This is a genomic window from Mesorhizobium sp. M0028 (genome assembly GCF_040323855.1).
Taxonomy (GTDB): Bacteria; Pseudomonadota; Alphaproteobacteria; order Rhizobiales; family Rhizobiaceae; genus Mesorhizobium.
This window is the reverse complement of the sequence record NZ_JAMYVG010000003.1, coordinates 260,283-277,869: the sequence shown is the minus strand read 5'-3', so window position 1 is coordinate 277,869 and position 17,587 is coordinate 260,283. Positions and strand designations below refer to the sequence as shown.

The window sequence follows — 17,587 nt, the reverse complement described above, 5'->3', positions numbered from 1 at the left end:
ATGAGCCTTGACAACAGACCGGTGTATACGGGCGGCTGCCAGTGCGGCGCAGTGCGCTTCCGCGTCGAAGGCGCGCTCGGCGATGCCTCCGTCTGCCATTGCCGCATGTGCCAGAAGGCGAGCGGCAATTTTTACCTGCCGCTGGTCTCGGTGCGCGGCGCAGGACTCGACTGGACGCGCGGCGAGCCCAAACGCTTCCGCTCGTCCAATGCGGCGTTGCGCGGTTTCTGCGCCGAATGCGGCACGCCGCTGACCTTCGAAGCGACCGACGGCGTGGCGCTCGCCATCGCCGCATTCGACCACCCCGAGGAGATCGCGCCGACGATCCAATGGGGTGTCGAAGCCAAGCTCCCCTATGTGGATCATGTCCACGAATTGCCCGGTGAGGAAACGATGGCCGACGTCTCGTCTGCCTCCTATCTCGCCGACCTCGTCTCCTACCAACATCCCGACCATGACACCGAACAATGGCCGCCGGAGGAAAGATCATGACCGAAACCGTTCGTACCGGCGGCTGCCAGTGCGGCGCCGTGCGCTTCCGCATCCACGGCGCGCTCGGCCGCCCCTCGATCTGTCATTGCCGCATGTGCCAGAAACAGTTCGGCTCGTTTTTCGGCGCGCTTGTGACAGTGCCGAGCGACGGCGTCGAATGGCTGCGCGAGGAGCCGAGTTACTTTCAGTCGTCGGTCAACATCGATCGCGGCTTCTGCGCCCGCTGCGGCACGCCGCTGACCTACCGCCAGCCCGGCGCGCTCGAGATCGCCATCGGCGCCTTCGACGACCGTTCCGATCTGGCGCCGCAGATCCAGGTCAACTACGCCGCCAGGCTGCCTTGGGTGGAGACGATCTTCGACGCGCCAATCCACGACGATCCGGATTTCTACGCGCGACAGGAGTCAATCATCTCCTTCCAGCATCCCGATCACGAGACGGCCAACTGGCCGCACCAGGGCCTGAAACTATGAGCAGCGAATTCCGCACCCTCTATCCCGAGATCGAGGCTTTCGAGTCCGGCATGCTAGACGTTGGCGATGGCCATCAGGTCTATTGGGAGCGCTCCGGCACCCGCGGTGCCAAGCCGGCGGTATTCCTGCATGGCGGACCGGGCGGCACCATTTCGCCAAAGCACCGGCGGCTGTTCGATCCGACGCTGTACGATGTCATCCTGTTCGACCAGCGTGGCTGTGGAAAATCGACGCCCAATGCCTCGCTCGAAGCCAACACCACCTGGCATCTGGTCGCCGACATAGAGCGGCTGCGCGACATGTGCGGCTTCGACAAATGGCTGGTGTTCGGCGGCTCGTGGGGTTCGACGCTGGCGCTGGCCTATGCCGAGACACACCCCGAGCGGGTCAGCGAACTGGTCGTGCGCGGCATCTACACGCTGACCCGCGCCGAACTCGAATGGTACTACCAGTTCGGCGTCTCGGAGATGTTCCCCGACAAATGGGAGCGGTTTTTGGCGCCCATTCCGGAGGCTGAGCGCGGCGACATGATGGCCGCCTACCGCAAACGGCTGGTCGGTAGCGATCCTGTGGCGCAGGTCGAGGCCGCTCGCGCCTGGAGCCTGTGGGAGGGCGAGACGATCACTTTGCTGCCGGAACCGGAAACCAGCGGTCCCTTCGGCCAGGATGATTATGCCCTGGCCTTCGCCCGCATCGAGAACCACTATTTCGTCCATGCCGGCTGGCTGGAAGAGGGACAGCTGCTGCGTGATGCATGGAAGCTTAAGGATATACCGGGTAGCATCGTTCACGGCCGCTACGACATGCCGTGCCCGGCGCGCTATGCCTGGGCGCTGCACAAGGCGTGGCCGAAAGCGGATTTCCATCTGATCGAAGGTGCCGGCCACGCCTATTCGGAGCCGGGCATCCTCGACAGGCTGATCCGCGCAACGGACGTGTTTGCCGGGAAATGACGATGGCTCGCGAGCGCCTTTATCTGTTCGACACGACGCTGCGCGATGGTCAGCAGACGCCGGGTATCGACTTTTCCGTCGAGGACAAGATCGCCATCGCCAAGCTGCTCGACGAGTTCGGCATCGACTACGTCGAGGGCGGTTACCCTGGCGCCAATCCAACCGACACCGCCTTTTTCGCCGAGCGTCGCACGGCCGATGCCAAGTTCGTCGCCTTCGGCATGACCAAGCGGGCAGGAGTGTCGGCCTCGAACGACCCCGGCCTCACCGCGCTGGTCCAGTCGAAGTCGGATGCCATCTGCTTCGTCGCCAAGAGCTGGGACTACCATGTCCGCGTCGCGCTCGGCTGCACCAATGAGGAGAACCTCGAGGCGATCAAGGCCTCGGTCGAGGCGGCGCTCAGTGCCGGCAAGGAGGCGATGGTCGACTGCGAGCATTTCTTCGATGGCTTCAAGGCCAACCCCGATTATGCGCTGGCCTGCGCCAGGACGGCCTACGATGCCGGCGCGCGCTGGGTGGTTCTATGCGACACCAATGGCGGCACGCAGCCCTCCGAGGTGCGCGCCATCGTCGAAAAGGTGATCGCGGCCGGCATACCGGGCGACCATCTCGGCATCCACGCCCATGACGACACCGGCCAGGCGGTGGCGAATTCGCTTGCCGCCGTGGAGGCCGGCGTGCGCCATATCCAGGGCACGCTGAATGGCATAGGCGAGCGCTGCGGCAACGCCAATCTGATCTCGATCGTGCCGACATTGTCGTTGAAGCCTGCCTTTGCCGGCCGCTTTGCAACGGGCATTTCAGCGGAGGCGTTGACCGGTATATCGCGCTTGTCCCGCGCCTTCGACGAGTTGCTGAACCGTGCGCCGGAAGCGCAGGCCCCCTATGTCGGCGCCTCCGCATTCGCTACCAAGGCCGGCATCCATGCCTCGGCGCTGGCCAAGGAGCCGGCGACCTACGAGCATGTACCGCCAGAGACTGTCGGCAACCGCCGCCGCGTCATGGTTTCGGACCAAGGCGGCAAGGCGAATTTCATGGCCGAGCTGAAACGGCGCGGCATCGACATGCCCCGGGACGACCATCGCCTCGACGCGCTGATCGCCGTGGTCAAGGAGCGTGAGGCGGAGGGCTACGCTTACGAAGGCGCCGACGCCAGCTTCGAGCTTCTGGCGCGCAAGATGCTGCATGGCGTGCCGGAATTCTTCCGCGTCACTTCATTCCGCTGCATGGTCGAGCGCCGCTTCGACGCCAACGGCCAGCTGAAGACGGTCTCGGAGGCGATTGTGAAAGTGCTGGTCAAGGGCGAGGAGAAGATGTCGGTCGCCGAAGGCCATGGCCCGGTCAACGCGCTCGACATTGCGCTGCGCAAGGATCTCGGCAAATTCCAGAGCGAGATCGCCGATCTCGAGCTGGCCGACTTCAAGGTGCGTATCCTCAATGGTGGCACCGAGGCGATTACCCGCGTGCTGATCGAATCGCATGACGGCACCGGTGCGCGCTGGTGGACGGTCGGCGTCTCCGAAAACATCATCGATGCTTCGTTCCAGGCGCTGATGGATTCGATCGTCTACAAGCTGATGAAGAACCGCGACATGGCCGGGCTGATCGCGGCGGAGTGAGGAAATGGGCTTCACGATAAGCTGGGTCGCATTCAATGGTCTGCCACTCGCGAAGGCAGCGCTGGCTTTCGGTCTGGCTCAGAGCGGACAATCGGACGAGGTTTTTGATTTTGACTACAATGGCGTGACGGTTGGTCAAAATTGGTCTGTCGTCATTTTTAACGACGTGAACATGGACCTGGTGGACGAGAAGCGCCTGGCTAACCTTTCGACGGGCAGGGACATTGTCGTCGTTCACAATATCGATACGGTCATGCTGCAATGGGCCGAACAGTGGCGCGACGGGCACGAAGTCTGGAGCATACGACACACCAGCGCAGACGGTGCGCGCAACCTGGAAGCGACAGGAAACCTTCCATCCTGTTTCGAGGAGATCCGCCGCGAGCGCTTCGCAGATCAGGATCGCGAGGACGCAGGTGCTGCCGCCATAGACTTTATCGCCGATATTCCGATCGAGGTGGCAGAATGCGTGACGGGCTTTCGTCACGACACCGTTGGAGCGGAATTCATGGAATTGGTGCCTGCGCCCGGCGAGACCAAATGACTGCGGGCTTCGCGCATTTCAATGAACTGGTGAAAACTCCGGGTTCTTGAACCATCAGCGAGACTCCATTGATCCATCAGAACTTTGCGATGGTCTTGCCGGGGCCGCTGGCGCATAGCCTTGGGCCATGGCTACCCAAGTACTTCAAATCGAGGCCGATACCAAAGCTCGTCGCGGCTTCTTGCTGGCGCTCGGCGCCTACCTGCTTTGGGGGCTGCTGCCCTTCTACATGAAGGCTGTCGCGCATCTGCCGCTGGCCGAAGTCATCGCCCACCGCATCGTCTGGTCGGTGCCGATCGCGGCCGCCGTCCTGGTCTGGGCGGGCCGCACTGCCGATTTCAAAGCGGCCGTTCGTTCGCCGCGCATCATTTCGATGGCGCTGCTGACGGCGGCGCTGATCTCGGTCAACTGGGGCATCTATGTCTGGGCGATCGCGGTCGACCGCACGATCGAGACCGCGCTTGGCTATTACATCAACCCGCTGGTCAGCGTCGTTGTCGGCGCGCTGCTGCTCGGCGAACGGCTCGACCGCCTGCAGATCGCGGCGGTGGTGCTCGCGGCAATCGCCGTCGCGGTGCTAACCATCGACGCTGGCAAGCTGCCCTGGGTGTCGCTGGTGCTGGCCTTTTCCTTTGCCGCCTATGGCTTCTTCCGCAAGACGCTGCCAATTGGTCCAAGCCAGGGCTTCCTGCTCGAAGTGCTGCTACTGTCGGTGCCGGCGCTCGGCTACATCGTCTTCCTGATCGCCACAGGACAGGATCATTTCGTCTCCAGCTCCTTGAACGACACCGCCTTGCTGGTCGGCTGCGGACCGGTCACCGCCGTGCCGCTGCTGTTGTTTGCGTTCGGCGCCAGGCTGCTGCGCCTCTCCACCATCGGCATCATGCAATATATCGCGCCGACAATCGTCTTTTTGATCGCGGTGCTGATTTTCGGCGAACCCTTCGGCAGCGTTCAGGCCATCGCCTTCGGCCTGATCTGGGCGGCGCTGGCGATGTACTCCTGGTCGATGTTTTCTTCGGCGCGCAAGACCGTCGCCGCATCCGCTCGATCCGCGTAACGAAGAAAGGCGGCTGGCGGGCCTAATGCCGGCAGCCGCCTCTTTCACGGTCGCTCAGCGCTTCGGCCCGAAGCCTGGATAGGGCTGCAGCGGCACGACGGCGGCAATGTCCATCATGCCGGCCTTGACCAGCGGCAAGGTTGCGAGATGGCTGCGCACGTCGGCATCGCTGCCGGCCTCGAACATCATGCCGCTGCCGGGAATGTCGCCTCGATTCCACACCTGACGCACGGCGCCTTCGGCATAGAGCGTGCGGCGCTGCTCGGCCTCGCCGGGCAGCAGAGGCGCGAAATCGGCGTCGGTGAACTTTTCGGTGTTGCGCACAAGAAGGGCAAAGAACTGCATCGGAATCTCCTGATGTTGGCCGTTGGAATGGCGAAAATATTCGCTTCGGCTGGCCAGACAGTCCAAGACTGATTAGGCTAAAGTTGAGACCTCACGGGACTTGAGCATCGGAGCAACAATGTTCGACCTGCGCCAGCTCCGCTATTTCATCACGGTGGCCGAAACCGGCAATGTCGGGCGTGCCGCCGAATTGCTCCACATCTCGCAGTCGCCGCTCAGCCGCCAGATCATGCAGCTGGAGCAGCAACTGGGCATCACATTATTCGAGAGGGCGAGGCAGCGTGTTCATCTCAATCCGAAGGCCGCGCCTTTCTTACCGAGGCGCGTGCGCTGCTGGCCCATGCAAGACGGCTGGAGGAGCTCGGCCGCAATCTCGCCAGCGGTACGGTCGGCCGTCTCGCCATCGGCTATGTCGAAGGTGCGGTCCATGCCGGGCTTGTCGCTCGGATGCTGCGCCAGTTTCGCCGCGACCGGCCCGAATTTCATCTTCAACTGAAGGGCCAGCGTTCCGCCGCGCAGATCGAAGCGCTGCGCGAACGATCGCTCGATCTGGGCCTCGTCTACACGCCTCCTTCTGCCGACGATCCCGACATCGCCGCCTTGCTCATCATGCGCGAGCCTCTGGTTCTGGCGATGCCGGAAAGCGATCCATTGGCCGAAATCGCGGAGATACTGCCGCAGCAACTGGACGGACGCACCTGGATCACGGTGGTGCGCCAGCCTGACGACACCAACCGCAGCCAATTTCTCGCCGCCTGTGCGAAGGCCGGTTTCCTGCCCGACATAGCCTATGAGACGACCGATCCGTTGACGTCGTTGGGCTTGGTCAGCGCCGGGCTTGGGCTGGCGACGGTGCAGGCCAGCCTGCGGAGTGCCGCGCCGCCTCAGATCGTGTTTCGCGATCTGCCGTGGTTCGAACGCACCGTCTCGATCCATCTCGCCTGGCGACGTCAGGACAAGCGGGCGGTCATCGCGGACTTAAGGAAGGCAGTAGGGAAGGAGTTAATGAAGGAGTTAATAGTGAATAGTGAATAGTAAAGTACAACACCTTCCGAACCGGCGCGCGTGTCTATCCCTACTCCCTACTCCCTACTCACTCTACATTTTATCAATCACCGACTGCACGCCCTCCGTCGGTGCATCGACGGAGGATCCCGCCACCATGATGGCGGCTACGATCGCTTCCGGGTCCTCGACCACCAGCGGCTTGACCCGCTGCGCGGTGTGGATGAAGCCTTCCGTTGCCATGTGGTCGAGCAGCGCCAGCATCGGATCCCAGAACCCTCCGACGTTGCCGAAGACGATCGGCTTACGATGATGTCCGAGCTGCGCCCAAGTCATGATCTCGACGATCTCCTCGACGGTGCCGATGCCGCCGGGCAACGCCACAAAGGCGTCGGATTTCTCGAACATCCTGTGTTTGCGCTCGTGCATGTTGTCGGTGATGACGAGCTCGTCGAGCCGGTCAAGCGCGGTTTCGGTCGCCTCCCGGTTGATCAGAAAACGTGGAATTATGCCCGTTACCTTGCCGCCGGCCTTTAATGCCCCTTCAGCGACGGCACCCATGATACCTTTAGTGCCGCCGCCATAAATCAGACGCAGGCCGGACTTGGCGATCGAGCGGCCAAGCAGGTGTCCGGCCTTGATATAGGTTTCATCTCGGCCCGGGGACGAGCCGCAATAGACGCAGACAGATCGAATCGTGTTCATGTTATGATTGGTGATAGGGACTATTGGCATGGTCAAGCCCCGGAGCGGGCTTTTTCTTGTCGGCTTTGGCAAAACAGGCTAGACCGAAATTAGGTGGCTAAGGGGCAGGGAAACATGGCAATTAATCCGTTGAAGGCGTTTTTGTTCGCGGCTGGCGGCTCCGTCGCTGCGGCGGGAACCGCCTATGTATCGGGCGCACTCGACCCGTATCTCAATTCTACCCCGCCTGCGGAAGTCGCGGCGCTGACGCCGCCGGTTTCGAAACCGGTCGCTCCGGCAACCGAGGGGCGGCTGCCGTCTGCGCCCGCCGCGTCCACCGATGCGGCGACGCCCGCCGCGCCGGCCGCTGCAGGTGCGATCGTGCCGACCTTCGACATCGTGCGCGTCGAAAGCAACGGCTCGATCGTCGTCGCCGGCAATGCAGCGCCCAACGCCAAGGTCGAGATTCTCAACGGTTCGACTGTGCTCGGCTCGACGGTCGCCGGTCCCGACGGCGCCTTTGCCATTATTCTCGACGATCCGCTGAAGCCCGGCGACTATACGATCACGCTTCGCTCTACGGCCGACAATGTCGTGACCGCCTCGGCGCAGACCGCCGTCGTTTCGATTCCCCAGAATTCCACCGGTCAAGTGCTGGCAATGGTCGAGGAGCCGGGAAAGCCGTCCGAACTGCTCACTGTTCCTGCCCCTGAGGCAAAATCTGACGCCTCGCCGCCAACCGGCGAACAGGCGGCCGTTCAGCCACCCGCCACCGGCACCGAATTGCCGGCTGCCGCAGCGCCGGCCGCCCCGGCGGCTGATGTTCCAGCAGCGCCTGCTTCTGCCGCGCCGGCCGCTGTTGAAGCCGCACCGGCTCCGGCAGCGCCCGCCACACCGGCAGCGCCTGCTACTTCCACGGCGGAGCCCAAGGTCGTCGTCGAAGCCGTCGAAATCGACGGCAACAAGATTTTCGTTGCCGGGGTCGCCGATCCCGGCCGCAAGGTGCGCGCCTATGCCAATGATATCCTGCTCGGCGACGCGAAGACCTCGCCCGACCGCCACTTCCTGGTCGAAGCGACACGCGACGTCCCGGTCGGCACCTACACCATCCATGTCGACGCGCTCGACGCCGACGGGGTGACGGTGGTGGCTCGTGCCGCCGTGCCGTTCGAACGCGAGCCGGGCGAGGCGGTTGCCGCCGTCGCACCCGCCGAGCCAAAGCCTGCCGAGGTAAAACCAGCCGAGCCGAACGCTCCGGCCACCGAAGCCGCACCGGCGACAGCCGCCGAAACGCCCGCAACTGCCCCCATTCCTGCCACCGAGGCCCCGGCCGAAATGGCCGTCGCGACGCCTCCGGGCGAAGCTCCCGAGACCGTGGGCCCCAAGCTCGAACATGCCAATGGCGCAGTCATCATCCGCCGCCACGACACGCTGTGGCGGATTTCGCGGCGGGTCTATGGCCAGGGCATGCGCTACTCGACCATCTATCTCGCCAACCAGGACCAGATCAGCAATCCGAACCGCATCTGGCCGGGGCAGGTGTTCAAGGTGCCGGAGAAATCGAAAGAAGGCGAGCCCGCCGATCTCAAGGCAATGGGCGACCAGATGACGACGGCGCCAGTCAAGACTGAGTAGCCGTTCTGCCCATCAGGATAGCTTGCGGCAGGGCCAGTCATCGTTTATCGCCGATGGACGATGACCGAATCCTCTCTCGTAACGGACCGACGCCGCGCGGCAGATGAACACGCGCCGGCCAACTGCACGCCGGCCAACTGTACGCCGGATAGCCGCTCCGTCGCTGTCCGGCTCGCGGCCCTTTCGCATCCGGCGCGGATCGAAATTCTCAAACACCTTTCCGCAAGCCGTTCCTGCTGCTGTCGCGAGGTCGTCGAGCATCTCGACCTGGCGCAGTCCACCGTTTCCCAGCATTTGAAGATTCTGGTCGAAGCCGGGCTTATCCGCTTCGAGCCTGACCGCCAGCGCTCGCGCTATGAGCTCGACCGTGCTGCGCTCGCCGATGTTTCCGCGTCGCTGGCCGCGCTGGTCGATTCCTGCTGCTCCGGCCGCTAAGATATAAAAAGGTAAACAAGAATGGCCGAGAAAACCGTTTCCGCCGATTCCGGCTCGACCTTCAGAACGTTGCGCAATCTCTGGCCCTATATGTGGCCGGCCGACCGCGCCGACCTGAGGGCGCGGGTGGTGTGGGCAACCGTGCTGCTGGTTGCCGCCAAGCTGACCCTGGTGGCCGGACCCTATTTCTTCAAATGGGCGACCGACGCACTGGCCGGCGACGCCAAATCTCCGCCGCCGCTGCCGGCCTTCCTGCTAGCGCCGGTCATGCTGGTCGTCGCCTACAATGCCGTGCGGCTGGTGCAGCTCGGCTTCAACCAGTTGCGCGACGCCCTGTTTGCACGGGTCGGCCAGCATGCCGTGCGCCGGCTCGCCTTCCGCACCTTCGTACACATGCATGAATTGTCACTGCGCTTCCACCTCGAACGGCGCACCGGCGGCCTGTCGCGTGTCATCGAGCGCGGCACCAAGGGCATCGAGACGATCGTCCGCTTCACCATGCTGGCGACGGCGCCGACGATTGTCGAATTCGCGCTCACCGCCGGCATCTTCGCCGTCACCTATGGCTGGCTTTACGTGCTGGTGATCGCGGTCACGGTCTGGCTCTATGTCTGGTTCACCGTCAGGGCGAGCGATTGGCGTATTTCGATCCGCCGAGAGATGAACGACAGCGATAATGAAGCCAGCACGAAGGCGATCGATTCGCTGCTTAACTACGAAACAGTCAAATATTTCAACAACGAAGCCATGGAGGCCGAGCGCTTCGACCGTTCCACGGCGCGCTATGAGGTGGCGGCGACCAGGACCTGGACCTCGCTTGGCTGGCTGAACTTCGGCCAAGGCGTGATCTTCGGCATCGGCATGACCGTCGTCATGGTGCTGTCGGCGCTCGAGGTGAAGGCAGGCACGCAGAGCGTCGGCGATTTCGTCTTCGTCAACGCCATGCTCATGCAGCTTTCGGTGCCGCTGAATTTCATCGGCATGATCTACCGCGAAATTCGCCAGGGCCTGACCGACATCGAAAACATGTTCGATCTGCTCGACGTCAAGCGCGAGATCGTCGATCGGGCGGGCGCCAAGCCACTGGCCGTCGATGCCGGTAAGGTCGAGTTTCGTGACGTGCATTTTTCCTACGACCCCAACCGCAAGATACTGAAGGGCATCAGCTTCGAGGTGCCGGCCGGCAAGACGGTGGCCATCGTCGGCCCCTCCGGAGCCGGAAAGTCGACCATTTCGCGGCTTTTGTTTCGTTTCTACGACATTCAGCGTGGCACGATTCTGATCGACGGCCAGGACATTCGCGACGTCAAGCAGGAGAGCTTGCGCGCCGCCATCGGCATGGTGCCGCAGGACACGGTGCTGTTTAACGACACCATCGCCTACAACATCCGCTACGGCCGCATCGGCGCCAGCGAGGAGGATGTGCGCAAGGCGGCAGAACTGGCCCAGATCGGACCGTTCATCGAGCGGCTGCCCGACGGCTATCGCTCAATGGTGGGCGAGCGCGGGCTGAAACTGTCCGGCGGCGAGAAGCAGCGGGTGGCGATTGCCCGCACCATCTTGAAGGCACCGCCGATCCTGATGCTCGACGAGGCGACCTCGGCGCTGGACAGCCACACCGAGCAGGAGATCCAGGCGGCACTGGACCTGGTCAGCCAGGGCCGCACCACCCTCGTCATCGCCCATCGACTGTCTACAGTGATTTCGGCCGACGAGATCATCGTCCTGCAGGACGGCCAGATCGCCGAGCGCGGCACCCATGCCGCCTTGATGGCCAAGCGCGGCCTATATGCATCGATGTGGGACCGGCAGCGCGAGGCAAGCGAGGCCGAGGAGCGGCTGCGCATTGCCCGCGAAAGCGACGAGTTCGGCGTCGTCGTCCGCCGCCGCACCTCGGAGGTGAGCTGAAATTCGTGCTTGACCTCAACTTAAGTTGAGATCGTAGGCCGTTTTGGATCGTAGCAAGATGCGTCGTTCAAAAACGGAGACAATCGATATGAATGGGATAAATCAGGCAGTTAGTGGCGGCAGCGTATTCCGGGTGGACAAGTTTGTCGTTCCGGCCAACGCTCGCGAGGAGATTCTTGCCAAGGTCCGGATGACGCATGAATTGCTGCGCCAGCAGCAAGGGTTCGTCCAGGATTTCCTGCTCGAGCAATTCTCGGGGCCGGGGGAGTTCAACCTCGTGACCATTGTCGAATGGGAAGGGCAGGCCGCTGTCGATAAGGTCGTGCCGATCATCAAGGCCGCGCATGAGCGCATCGGCTTCAATCCTCAGGAGACCATTGCGCGACTTGGCGTCAGGGCCGATATCGCCAATTACCAGCGGATTCCCGCGGTGTAAGCTCTCTATGGCCAGCCTGCTCCCGGCGCGGTAGCCTCGATGCTGAGCACCTGGCCGGTACGGGCATCGCTGATCATATGTTCGAAGCCGCGCCATTCGGCGGCCACGATGAACAGCGTTTTTCCCTCGCTGCCGCCGAGCATGCAGGCAAAACAGCCGCGATCGACGTCGACGCTTTCGAGCATTGTGCCGCCCTCGCGCACCCGCACGCAATGCCTGTTCGGAACGTCGGCGTACCAGGCGGCACCTTCGGCATCGAGGCAGATGCCGTCGGGAAAACCGTTGCCAAGATTGGCCCAGACTCTCCGATTGGAAAGGTGGCCATCGGCAGCGATGTCGAAGGCGGTCAGCCGGTTGGCGTGGGATTCGGCAACGACAAGCGTCTTGTTGTCGGGCGTCACTGCCATGCCATTGGCGAAGGCGAGATTCTCAGCCACCTGCCGAGCCGAGCCGTCAGGTGCAACCAGCACGACGGTGCCGGGGCCGAAATGCTGGCCGGAAGCCGGAGCCGGCCCACCACCATTGACGTAGATGTTGCCGCGCCCGTCGACGACGATCTCGTTCCATGGGCTCTTCGACAGATGTCTCAGATCGGCATGGGTGACCAATGTCCCGTCAGCCTCCTGCCTGAGGATCAGCCCTTCGCGGCCGGACACGACAAGCAGCCGCCCGTCCGGCAGCCAGTCGATGGAGTAGGGCAGGGTGGCCGGCACGATGAGCGCGATCTCGCTGTTGCCTAGGGCGTCAACGGCGATGATCTGGCCTGTGCCCCAGTTGCAGAACCACAGCCGGCCATCGTGCCAGCGAGGCGACTCGCCAAAGGCCAGACCGTTCATCACCACTTGCGCTTGCCTGGCTGCTGATTTCTGCATGGGCCGAGAACCTCCGGGTTTGCGCAAATCGTCACGGCCGAAAGGCCGATGAGAGGCGCTGTCTTGCCAAGGACGGGCGTGGGGGCTTCGTGCCGACAATCGCAATCAACATATTTCCGGTTGACCACTTCGGCAGTCCGGATGCTGCCAAGGACGCCCCTGAGGCGGCACGACCGCCAACACCCGACCGCCTGATTGTCGCGTTGCGGCGAAGGGGTGTTTCCGCTATTGAGGCCGGACTTGGAACCAAGGTTGCCCTCATCCCATGAGCCTCGTTGACACGATCAAAAATGCGTTCGTTCCGATCCATCGCGAGGGTTATCCCTTTATCGCTGCGTTCGGCGCGGCGACGCTTTTTCTTGGCTATTTCTCCTCGACCCTGTTCTGGATCAGTCTCATTCTGACCGCGTGGTGCGCTTATTTCTTCCGCGATCCCGAGCGTGTCACGCCGATCGACGACCGGCTGGTTGTCAGCCCGGCGGACGGCATCGTCTCGGCGGTCGGCCCGGCCGTGCCGCCGCGCGAGCTTGGCCTCGGCGGCGGCGAAATGACCCGCATCTCGGTATTCATGAATGTCTTTTCCTGCCACGTTAACCGCGCCCCGGTGCGTGGCCGCATTTCCAGGATCGAGCATCGGCCAGGAAAATTCCTCAATGCCGAACTCGACAAGGCAAGCACCGAGAACGAACGCAACGGGCTGGTCATCGAGAGCCCCAACGGCACGGTGGCTGCGGTGCAGATCGCCGGCCTCGTGGCGCGGCGCATCGTCTGCTGGGCCGAGACCGGCGGCGCCATTGGCACCGGCGAGCGCTTCGGGCTGATCCGCTTTGGCTCGCGCGTCGATGTATTCCTGCCCTCGACGGCGACGCCGCGCGTCGCCGTCGGCCAGACCGCGGTTGGCGGTGAGACGGTGCTGGCGGAATTCGGCGGCGTTGCCGCAACGCCGCTCGTGCGGATCTCCTGACCGGTGGCCCCGCCGTTCAAGAAATTCGAGGCGCATGGCGGCGGCGGCCCGCGCATCCGTGAAATCCCGATGCGCATGGTGCTGCCCAATCTGGTCACCGTGCTTGCCATCTGCGCCGGCCTGTCCGGCATCCGCTTCGGCTTCGAAGGCCGCTTCGAGCCGGCGGTGGTGATGGTACTGCTCGCCGCCTTCCTCGATGGTATCGACGGCCGCCTGGCGCGAATGCTGAAGGCGACCTCCAAATTCGGCGCCCAGATGGATTCGCTGGCCGATATCGTCAATTTCGGCGTGGCACCGGCGCTAGTGCTTTATGCCTTTCTGCTCGACAGGGCAGGTTCGCCGGGCTGGATCGCGGCGCTGCTGTTTACCATCGCCTGTGGGATGAGGCTTGCCCGCTTCAACGTGCTCGACGAAGAGCTCGACCGTCCGCAGTGGCAAACCGAATATTTCGTTGGCGTGCCGGCGCCGGCGGGTGCGGTGCTGGTGATGCTGCCGCTCTATCTGTTCTTCCTCAGGCTTGGCCTTGAACCCAGCCGCCTGGCGGCCTTCATTGCCACCGGCTTTACAATATTGGTGGCGTTCCTGCTGGTCAGCCGACTGCCCGTCTATTCCGGCAAGAGCGTCAGGATACCGGGCGACAGAGTGCTGCCGATCATCCTCGCAGTCGTCCTCTACGTCCTGCTTTTGATGACCTATCCCTGGTATACGCTGACGGCTTCGGTTGCCGGCTATTTGCTGTTTTTGCCATTCAGCGTGCGCGCCTATTCCAGACGCGCCAAGCGCGAAGGCGAGAAGGTGCCGTCCTCGGACATCGGCTGACAGATTTGGTGCCAATTTCGCACGCGGCGCTGTGGAACGCCCTTCAAAACCACGTTTTCGGAACTTGCTGGGCGCCTGACCGTTTGTGTCGGTAGGTCCGTTTGAGCGACTGCTCGTGATCGTCAACGTCGCGCAAGCTGCCGCATCGGGCCCAGAATCATCGGAATACGAGAAATGGCTGTCATCCTCATTGGCGCATTACTGACTGTCGCCGGCCTCGTATATATGGCGGTTGCAGCCATCATGCGCGGGCGGCTCAGTGAGCCGGCCGCTGTCTCCACCGCGCCGGATAGCCCGAGGCCCAATCTCGCAACACCAGGTCCGACTCTGGAGCCGCGGCGGCGCGGGCTCCGTTTTCTCGGCTTGTCACAGAATTGGCCGGGCCTGCTGATGATGGCCGTCGGCGTCATTCTGCTGTTATCGGTAGTGGTCCTCTAGAGTTTTGGAAAGGTCTGGAAAACCTCAGGCGGCAGCGCTCAGTCCCAGCCTCTCGAGCGCCAGCTTTCTTGTCGAGACATAGTCGGTCTTGCCCGAGCCCAGCACCGGGATTTCCTCGACCTTGACGATGTCGTTCGGTATCATCAGTTCGGCCGCCCCGGCCTTCTTGCCGAATTCGCGCAATTCGTCGGGATTGGCACTGTCGGCGGTGGTGACCAGGACGAGGCGCTCGCCGCGCCGTCTGTCCGGCACCGCCACCACGGCGTGATGCTCTTCCGGCCACAGCGACTGCACCAGCATCTCGACCGCACCAAGCGATACCATCTCGCCGGCGATCTTGGCGAAGCGCTTGGCGCGGCCGCGAATGGTGATGAAGCCTTCGCGATCGACCGAGACGATATCGCCGGTGTCGTGCCAGCCTTCGAGCGGCTGTAGCTCGCCCGGCCGATCGGCGGTCATGTAGCCCATCATCAGGTTCGGCCCGTCGAGCCACAGCCGGCCGGCGTCGCTAATGCCTTCGACCGGTTCGAGTTTCATGCGCATGGCCGGCAGCAGCCGCCCGACCGTGCCGTCGCGACCGTGGATGGCGGTGTTGACGGCGACCACCGGTGCGGCCTCGGTCAAGCCAAAACCTTCGATGATCTCGGCCTGGAAGCGTTCGCGATAAACCCGGCGCGTCTCCGGCTTCACCGCCTCGGCACCGGCGACGACAAAGCGCAGGCTGGAAAAATCGCCGTCCTTGGCGGTGCGGGCATAGTTGGCGAGGAACGTGTCGGTGCCGAACATCACCGTTGGCCGGACCTTGCGCGCCACCTCCGGAATAAGCTTGTAGTGGAGCGGTGAGGGGTAGAGGAACAGTTTTACGCCGGTGACCAGCGGCAGGATGGTGCCACCGGTCAGGCCGAACGAGTGGAACACCGGCAGCACGTTGAGCAGGATGTCGACCGGCGAGATGGTGATGCGGGCTTCGGCCTGCATGGCATTGGCAAGAAGGTTCCGGTGCGACAGCACAACTGCCTTGGGTGTGCCTTCCGAGCCGGAGGTGAACAGGATCACCGCCGGCTTGGCTGCATTCTGGCGCTGCAACGGCCAGCGCCACAGCAAGGCGGCAGAGAGCTTGTCCAGCACGGTCACGCTTGCGCGAACATCCTCCAGCCACAGCAGTTTCGCTCCGCCCTTTTCCACCGCCTCGACTATGTCGGCGAGGTTGGCCTTTTCGACAAAGGCGCGTGAGGAGACCACGGTGCGGATCACCGCCGTGCGGATCGCGGCGGTGACGCTCGCTGGGCCGGCGGTATAGTTGATCATTGCTGCCACTCGTCCAGCCGACAAAACACCGACGAACGCCAGCACGAGGCCATTGGCGTTGGGCAGGAGCAGCCCAACCGCTTCGCTCGGCGCTGTCATTGCCTCGAAGCGGCGGCCCAAAACCCTGGCACCGATAAACATTTTCCGGTAGCTCAGCGCACCGCCGATGATGTCTTCGATAATTAGGTGCGAAGCGCCGACACGGTCGGCGGCATCACGCATGGCAAGGAACAGCCCTCGGTCGAGATCACTGCCAAAAAGCCTGGCCTCGGCGAAGCGATCGAACAGCGCATTGGTATTGGAGGCCTGATTGGGGTTCCGCGCCACCAGCTCGGCGATGGTCATCGGCTCCAGCGCGCTGATCGACAGCTGCGGGAACCAGTGGCGCGGCGCCTTGTCTGCCGGCGTCAGCGACGCCGGCAGGCTGCGCGCGCCGGCAACGAAGATCGGCACGATGCGAGCGTCGGCCTGCATGGCGATACGGGTGATGGCGCGGAACAACCGAAACGACTTGACGTCGGGCTCGACCGCATTCGGCAGGTAAACGGCGAGCCGGCCCTTGCCCTTCAGCACGCGCACCAGTCTGCGGCTGACGAAGACATGCTCGGCGTTGAAAGCGATGGTGCGGCCAAGCTCGCGCCATGGTTCCAGCCAGGGCGATCTGGCCGAAGCCGGGTCGAGAATGTGCAGCGTGTCCTCCGGCAGCAGCGACAGCATCAGCGCCGGCTCGAGGCGCGACTGATGCCAGACGACGTAGATGATCGGGGCTGCCGACTTGCGGGCAATCTTGATGCGCTCGTCGTTGATGCGGTAGGCGAGCTTGAACGGCACGTAGAGCAGCGCCTGGCTCAAGCGCAGGCCGAGGCGGAACTTCTCCACCACGCCGATCAGCAGCCAGGCCGTGACAAGACCCGCAAGCAGCGCCAGTGTCAGGATCATCGCCGCATCTCCCAACAATCTCACGTCGCGGCTCTTCAGTGGCCGCTTCGGGTGAGAACCTAGCCGAAGTTGGATCAACGTCAATGCGGCTTCATTTTTCCGTCTCTCCTGCTATCAGTGGGCTCGGCTGCCTTCTCCACAAATCGCAGCTACGCCGCCTTCATCCTCCCGCTTATGAAGCGGAATTCCTGCGTCTTGCCGCCAAAGCCATACGCGGCCGCTGGCACTTCGTGCACGAGGGCATAGCTTTCCTCATGGATCTTGCCTAGCAGCCGGCCGAATGCGGCAAAAATTGCCTGGAGATAGGCCTCCAGTTCGAGCTTGGTGTTGGTGCCGTCGACGACCTTGATGTCGAGCCAAGCCGTGTTGGCGCCGTGCTGGGCCAGCGACTTGCCGCCGGCGAACCAGTGCTCGGGGTCGAGATAGGAAATCGCGACAGCTGTGATCGTCGCGTCCTTGCGCAGATGCGTGGCCGTCAGTTCGGTCACCTCCTTGGCAATAGCGGCGGACAAAGCGGCATCGGGCTTGCCGGTAACGCTGACATTGATGATCGGCATGTTTCTTCTCCTCGGTTTCAAGCGGCGTCTCTTCGCCGTCGAGAAAATCATGCCATCGTCCTTGCGTCAGAAAAATCGAATTGTTTTTGATAAAAACTTTG

General features: G+C 63.0%; 20 protein-coding genes. 15 read left to right on the top strand and 5 right to left on the bottom strand.

Features of this window, described 5'->3' with window-relative positions; genetic code table 11:
* From NKJ93_RS09165 to rarD, 6 genes are all read left to right on the top strand, one after another.
* Complete coding sequence (locus NKJ93_RS09165; protein WP_023719861.1) at nucleotides 1-492, top strand: GFA family protein; 492 nt, start codon at nucleotides 1-3, stop codon at nucleotides 490-492.
* Complete coding sequence (locus NKJ93_RS09160; RefSeq protein WP_023719860.1) at nucleotides 489-965, top strand: GFA family protein; 477 nt, start codon at nucleotides 489-491, stop codon at nucleotides 963-965. Before NKJ93_RS09165 ends, NKJ93_RS09160 begins: the two co-directional genes overlap by 4 nt.
* Entirely contained in the window at nucleotides 962-1,918 is a 957-nt protein-coding gene (gene pip / locus NKJ93_RS09155) for a prolyl aminopeptidase (protein ID WP_023719859.1), read from the top strand. The genes NKJ93_RS09160 and pip overlap by 4 nt, the downstream gene beginning before the upstream one ends.
* The gene (gene cimA / locus NKJ93_RS09150) at nucleotides 1,915-3,537 is read left to right on the top strand and encodes a citramalate synthase (protein ID WP_352588658.1); all 1,623 of its coding nucleotides are present in this window, start codon (nucleotides 1,915-1,917) and stop codon (nucleotides 3,535-3,537) included. Before pip ends, cimA begins: the two co-directional genes overlap by 4 nt.
* Before the next feature lie 4 nt (nucleotides 3,538-3,541).
* Nucleotides 3,542-4,081 carry a hypothetical protein gene (locus NKJ93_RS09145; protein ID WP_051409686.1) on the top strand — a complete coding sequence of 180 codons (540 nt, stop codon included), beginning with the start codon at nucleotides 3,542-3,544 and terminating at the stop codon, nucleotides 4,079-4,081.
* 127 nt (nucleotides 4,082-4,208) lie between these two features.
* On the top strand, nucleotides 4,209-5,141 hold the full coding sequence (gene rarD / locus NKJ93_RS09140; protein WP_352481840.1) for an EamA family transporter RarD: 933 nt from the start codon (nucleotides 4,209-4,211) through the stop codon (nucleotides 5,139-5,141).
* A gap of 54 nt (nucleotides 5,142-5,195) precedes the next feature.
* Here the strand turns inward: rarD and NKJ93_RS09135 are convergent, their stop codons facing one another.
* Nucleotides 5,196-5,486 (bottom strand): muconolactone Delta-isomerase family protein, encoded by a 291-nt coding sequence (locus tag NKJ93_RS09135; protein ID WP_023719855.1) that lies wholly within the window; start codon nucleotides 5,484-5,486, stop codon nucleotides 5,196-5,198.
* Nucleotides 5,487-5,604: 118 nt separating this feature from the next.
* On the opposite strand from NKJ93_RS09135, the gene NKJ93_RS09130 reads away from it, so the two are divergent.
* The gene (locus NKJ93_RS09130; RefSeq protein ID WP_352588655.1) at nucleotides 5,605-5,982 is read left to right on the top strand and encodes a LysR family transcriptional regulator; all 378 of its coding nucleotides are present in this window, start codon (nucleotides 5,605-5,607) and stop codon (nucleotides 5,980-5,982) included.
* On the top strand, nucleotides 5,889-6,521 hold the full coding sequence (locus NKJ93_RS09125) for a LysR family substrate-binding domain-containing protein (RefSeq protein WP_352588864.1): 633 nt from the start codon (nucleotides 5,889-5,891) through the stop codon (nucleotides 6,519-6,521). The genes NKJ93_RS09130 and NKJ93_RS09125 overlap by 94 nt, the downstream gene beginning before the upstream one ends.
* Nucleotides 6,522-6,584: 63 nt before the next feature.
* On the opposite strand, the gene NKJ93_RS09120 is transcribed toward NKJ93_RS09125, so the two are convergent.
* Complete coding sequence (locus NKJ93_RS09120) at nucleotides 6,585-7,196, bottom strand: LOG family protein (RefSeq protein WP_023719853.1); 612 nt, start codon at nucleotides 7,194-7,196, stop codon at nucleotides 6,585-6,587.
* A 114-nt stretch (nucleotides 7,197-7,310) separates the two neighbouring features.
* Here NKJ93_RS09120 and NKJ93_RS09115 point away from each other — a divergent pair, with 114 nt between their 5' ends.
* The 4 genes from NKJ93_RS09115 to NKJ93_RS09100 all read left to right on the top strand — a co-directional run bounded on the left by NKJ93_RS09115 (nucleotide 7,311) and on the right by NKJ93_RS09100 (nucleotide 11,589).
* Nucleotides 7,311-8,810: a LysM peptidoglycan-binding domain-containing protein gene (locus NKJ93_RS09115; RefSeq protein WP_023719852.1), complete on the top strand. Its 1,500-nt coding sequence runs from the start codon at nucleotides 7,311-7,313 to the stop codon at nucleotides 8,808-8,810.
* 60 nt (nucleotides 8,811-8,870) lie between these two features.
* Nucleotides 8,871-9,245, top strand: a complete 375-nt coding sequence (locus tag NKJ93_RS09110; RefSeq protein ID WP_352494862.1) for an ArsR/SmtB family transcription factor — start codon at nucleotides 8,871-8,873, stop codon at nucleotides 9,243-9,245.
* Nucleotides 9,246-9,266: 21 nt separating this feature from the next.
* Nucleotides 9,267-11,153, top strand: a complete 1,887-nt coding sequence (locus NKJ93_RS09105; protein WP_352588652.1) for an ABCB family ABC transporter ATP-binding protein/permease — start codon at nucleotides 9,267-9,269, stop codon at nucleotides 11,151-11,153.
* A gap of 88 nt (nucleotides 11,154-11,241) precedes the next feature.
* Entirely contained in the window at nucleotides 11,242-11,589 is a 348-nt protein-coding gene (locus tag NKJ93_RS09100) for a hypothetical protein (RefSeq protein WP_023719849.1), read from the top strand.
* 5 nt (nucleotides 11,590-11,594) lie between these two features.
* On the opposite strand, the gene NKJ93_RS09095 is transcribed toward NKJ93_RS09100, so the two are convergent.
* Nucleotides 11,595-12,461: an SMP-30/gluconolactonase/LRE family protein gene (locus NKJ93_RS09095; protein ID WP_023719848.1), complete on the bottom strand. Its 867-nt coding sequence runs from the start codon at nucleotides 12,459-12,461 to the stop codon at nucleotides 11,595-11,597.
* A 265-nt stretch (nucleotides 12,462-12,726) separates the two neighbouring features.
* On the opposite strand from NKJ93_RS09095, the gene NKJ93_RS09090 reads away from it, so the two are divergent.
* From NKJ93_RS09090 to NKJ93_RS09080, 3 genes are all read left to right on the top strand, one after another.
* Nucleotides 12,727-13,425, top strand: coding sequence for a phosphatidylserine decarboxylase (locus NKJ93_RS09090; protein WP_352588649.1), 699 nt, complete (start codon nucleotides 12,727-12,729; stop codon nucleotides 13,423-13,425).
* Between the two features lie 3 nt (nucleotides 13,426-13,428).
* Nucleotides 13,429-14,244, top strand: coding sequence for a CDP-alcohol phosphatidyltransferase family protein (locus NKJ93_RS09085; RefSeq protein WP_023719846.1), 816 nt, complete (start codon nucleotides 13,429-13,431; stop codon nucleotides 14,242-14,244).
* A gap of 174 nt (nucleotides 14,245-14,418) precedes the next feature.
* A complete protein-coding gene (locus tag NKJ93_RS09080) occupies nucleotides 14,419-14,682 on the top strand; it encodes a hypothetical protein (protein ID WP_023719845.1) in 264 nt (87 codons plus the stop codon).
* Between the two features lie 24 nt (nucleotides 14,683-14,706).
* On the opposite strand, the gene NKJ93_RS09075 is transcribed toward NKJ93_RS09080, so the two are convergent.
* The gene (locus NKJ93_RS09075; protein ID WP_352588646.1) at nucleotides 14,707-16,929 is read right to left on the bottom strand and encodes an AMP-binding protein; all 2,223 of its coding nucleotides are present in this window, start codon (nucleotides 16,927-16,929) and stop codon (nucleotides 14,707-14,709) included.
* A gap of 149 nt (nucleotides 16,930-17,078) precedes the next feature.
* Complete coding sequence (locus tag NKJ93_RS09070; protein WP_352481829.1) at nucleotides 17,079-17,486, bottom strand: tautomerase family protein; 408 nt, start codon at nucleotides 17,484-17,486, stop codon at nucleotides 17,079-17,081.
* Nucleotides 17,487-17,587 lie beyond the last annotated feature (101 nt).